We start from the raw sequence: 4,011 nt of genomic DNA, 5'->3' as shown, positions 1-4,011 counted from the left end.
TCCCTGCATCCCTGCCCAAAGGGTACAGGCCTCCAGCGGCATCAAGGGCGACATCCTCACCCGGTCACGGCCTGCGGCCGTGCTGCGGCTTCCGGTGTCACCCTTGACCCCGCTTCCCGGCCTTTGGTGACAATCCCGAGCTGGCCAGGTTGCGCCGGCGTCACCATCAAACGTCCTTTTCTTCTTGGTGACAGATCTCCGCGCTCGAGCGCGGGCTTCTGTCGCCAAGACAATTTCAGCGCAGTGCGCGCCACGCTGCCGACATCACCGATAACGGAGGTTCTATGAGCGGTTCCACATGGGCGAAATTGATATTTGTGCTGGTCGTGCTGGCACTGGCAACGGTGGGCGTCGTTTGGCTTTCCGGCTTTGTGTTCTTCGGCCTGGCGAAGGTCAACCCGATGGGCAAGACCGACTTCGCAACGTGGTGGACGTACTGGAAGTTTTATCAGGACGATCCGGCCATTGCGAAGCGCCTGTTGATAGCGCTTGGTATTTCGGCGACCGTGGTCTACGGCGTCATCGTTGCGGCCGTAATCGGTGCGATGCGACAGCAGCGGGCGCTGCACGGTGAAGCACGCTTCGCCAATGATGGCGAAGTCGCGCGGGCTGGGCTGTTCGGCGAGGACGGCATCATCATCGGCAAGTGGAAAAAGCGCTTTCTCATGTTTCCGGGAATGCAGTTCGTCTTGCTGGCCGCGCCTACGCGTTCGGGCAAGGGTGTCGGCATTGTCATCCCAAACCTGCTCAACTGGCGGGATTCGGTCGTGGTGTTGGACGTGAAACAGGAAAACTTCTTGATCACGTCCGGCTATCGCGCCCACTACGGACAGGAATGCTATCTGTTCAACCCGTTCGCGGCGGACGGGACAACGCATCGCTACAACCCGCTTGGCTATATCAGCGACGATGCCAAGCAGCGCGTGACGGAAATCCTCGCCATTGGCTATTCGCTGTATCCAGGCGAAGGCCGCGACGCATTCTTTGACGATGCGGCCCGGAACTTGTTTCTCGGGCTGACGCTGTACCTGTGCGAGACGCCGGAGCTGCCGCGCACGATTGGCGAACTGCTGCGCCAATCCTCGGGCAAAGGCATGCCGGTCAAAGACTACATTCAAAGCCTCGTAACGCAGCGGAATTTCCGCGAAGTCGAGGAAACCGATGAAGAAAGCGGCGAGCTGGTCAAGGTGCTGAAGCCGATCACGCAGTGGGACGGCAAAGGCCTGCCGCCGCTATCGATGGAATGCGTCGATGCACTCAATCGGTTTACGTCCACCTCGGACAACACGCTGTCGAGCATCATGGCGACCTTCAACGTCCCGCTGACTCTGTGGGCTAGTCCGATTTTCGACGCCGCGACCGCTGCCAACGACTTCGATTTGCGCGACGTTCGCAAGCGCCGGATGTCGATCTATCTCGGCATCCCGGCGAACAAGCTCGCTGAAGCCAGATTGGTCCTGAATCTGTTCTTCAGCCAGCTTGTGAACCTCAACACTGACCAGCTTCTCTATGCGACACCGGAGCTGAAATATCAGTGCTTGATGCTCATGGACGAGTTCACGGCTCCCGGTCGCATCGGCATCATCGACAAGTCGAATTCGTACATGGCCGGCTATGGCCTGCGGCTACTGACGATTATTCAGTCGCCGGGCCAACTCGAAAGCGATGCGCCTCGCGGTTACGGGCGAGAAAGCGCCCGAACCCTGGTCACGAACCATGCGTGTCAGCTTCTCTACACGCCCCGCGAACAGCGGGACGCGAATGAGTATTCGGAAATGCTCGGCTATCAGACGGTGCATGCCCGGAACCGCAGCCGTTCGTATGGCGGCCGGGGCGGCGGCAGCACTTCCGAATCGCAAGGCGAGGGCGCGGGCCAGAAGCGGGCGCTTATGCTGCCGCAGGAACTGAAGGAAATGAGCCAGCGGCTACAGATTATCAATCTGGAAAATACGAAGCCGATTCAATGCACCAAGATCGCGTATTACGAGGATCGCGTGTTCTTGGACCGGCTGAAGGAAGTTTCGCCTTCGCTGCGCAAGCTGGGAAGCAAGCGTCCTTCGAAATCGCAACTTGAAGCCGCCTGGGGTTCAGGCGAGCTTGCATCGGCTGTTCCGCCCCTGGACTTTGATTTGCACGAAGCCGTGGTGCATGCGCGCATGCGTGATGCAACACCGGCTGACGTTGCCGAAGGCGTCGATCTTAAGAAGCTAGCCTTGGACACGTCCAAGCTGACGGCTCTCGCCAGCGACGAAGGAATTTCGGCTGAAGAAGCTGAGGCCTACGTAAGCGAATTCTTCGGCGCATTGGAGGCGTCGGCGGGCGACTACGAAGGCGAGGAAGTCGAGGATGACGGTTCGAGCGAAGCGATTAGCGACGATGAAATGGCGGCTCTCGATGCTGCTGCCGCTGCTGAAGATGAGGACGCGGCCGACGATGACAACGCGCCAGGGGGCGACAGTGGTCTGCCGGTAGCCGGGGATGAAGCTGCCGAAAACAGCATCGTTGCCGACGAAGCGGATGCCGACAGTCTCGATGATGAGGATCTCGCGGCGCTCTTTGATGACATGCCGGACACGTCCGATTTCCCGGACGACGACGAAATAGGTCCAGACGATGGCGAGGAACTTCCCCAGCACCTCGCCGCCAAAGAGCCGCTACTTGATCTGTCGATACTTGACAAGCCTGCTGACCAATAAGGATGATATTGGTTATCAGGTTTATTGATTTTGCGGGCGAGGCCATTCCGGCCGAGACGCGAATACGGGCGCTGCCCATTACTTAGGAGAACCTGCTTATGTCAACTGAACGCACTTCCGGCGATTCCGCCAAGGCCTCCACGTCCGCCAAGGACAAAACCCCCGTCGCCTACCGCATGGATGCCGGCGAAATCCCCCAAGACCTCCGCACTTCCATTGCCGGCAAGCTCGGCAAGGAAGCCGAGCTTTATCCGGCGAGGGAAGACGGCAGCTATAAAGGACCAGTGGTCCATGCCGACAAGGATTTTATCGTTCAGGCGGTCGGCAAGAACCAGCAAACCGCTGTGGCCCATCGTCGCGAAGACGTGCAGATGCAGGGTGCATCGTTGCAGGGCCGGGACGCCAACAATGACCTGGTGAACCGCAATATCCAAGTGCACTACCGGGGCGAACAGGCGAAAGCCTACCCGTGGGATGCTCAACGCGAAGCCCAGCAGCGCAGCGAGAAGTCAACCGACCGCGCCGAGAAGCGGCCGGCTCCCGGCGAAAAGGTTCTCGCTGAAGCGCAGAAATATGCGCAGGACAACATCAAGAATCCGAAGCAGCGCGAGGCGTTCTTGAAGCACCTTACGAACGTGACGCAGCAGGCTTTCCAGCCACCGCAGCGCCAGGAACAGGGCGCGAAAGAATCGGCAAAGTCCGCCCCGGCGCAGACGAAGCATGCCGATCACGGCATCGAACGATAAGGGGCGGATATGGCTACCGAAGAAAACAAAGACCTGGGCGGCGTCGATCCAGCCTACCGGGAACAGGTGGCGCGGCTTCGCACCACTACCGCCGACATCAACGCGGCCCTGGCGGGTCCTACCTATGGCGTTACGCAGATTGACGACAAGCCGGCTACTTCGGTGCGCTTCGAGCGTGCCGAGAAGGACGGCGAGCCGTCCTATACCGTGTCGTTTCACATGGGCAACAAGGTGGTTGCCCGCTTGAAGGACTTGGCCGGGGATGCCCTGGCCGATGCCGTCGGCGACAAGAACGCGAAGACGATCTTGGAGCACGCAGACGGCAAGGGTTCGCTCAAGGGTGAAGCCCTGCATAACGAGTACGGTCTAAGTCCGGAAGAATCTGCCCGTCGGATATACGTGAATGAAATGACTGCAAGGCATCCTGCGGGTCGCGTTGACCATGCGGCGGAAGCTGCCGAGACAAACGTTATCGAGCATACGCCGGAGCGGTCGAAACAGGTCGAGGAAGTAAACGTCAACGAAGCGCTCACGACGGCTGCAAAGCTGCGCCAGCGCGACCGGGAGGA

General features: G+C 59.6%; 2 protein-coding genes and 1 pseudogene. All 3 read left to right on the top strand.

All coding sequences use genetic code 11. The features are described 5' to 3' along the window. Window positions 1-284: 284 nt before the first annotated feature. Window positions 285-2,696 (top strand): type IV secretory system conjugative DNA transfer family protein, encoded by a 2,412-nt coding sequence (locus LXM94_RS24600; protein WP_235774339.1) that lies wholly within the window; start codon window positions 285-287, stop codon window positions 2,694-2,696. 98 nt (window positions 2,697-2,794) lie between these two features. Then, window positions 2,795-3,442: a KfrB domain-containing protein gene (locus tag LXM94_RS24595; RefSeq protein WP_235774337.1), complete on the top strand. Its 648-nt coding sequence runs from the start codon at window positions 2,795-2,797 to the stop codon at window positions 3,440-3,442. A 9-nt stretch (window positions 3,443-3,451) separates the two neighbouring features. Continuing rightward, window positions 3,452-4,011, top strand: a pseudogene (locus LXM94_RS24590) (hypothetical protein); the annotation flags it as partial.

Source organism: Rhizobium alarense, assembly GCF_021555155.1.
Classification (GTDB): Bacteria; Pseudomonadota; Alphaproteobacteria; order Rhizobiales; family Rhizobiaceae; genus Rhizobium_D; species Rhizobium_D alarense.
This window is presented reverse-complemented; position numbering and strand designations above follow the sequence as displayed.

What these genes read in the sequence shown, in the direction of transcription:
- LXM94_RS24595 (WP_235774337.1), top strand. Translation starts at nt 2,795, where the DNA reads ATGTCAACTGAACGCACTTCCGGCGATTCCGCCAAGGCCTCCACGTCC.
- LXM94_RS24600 (WP_235774339.1), top strand. Translation starts at nt 285, where the DNA reads ATGAGCGGTTCCACATGGGCGAAATTGATATTTGTGCTGGTCGTGCTG.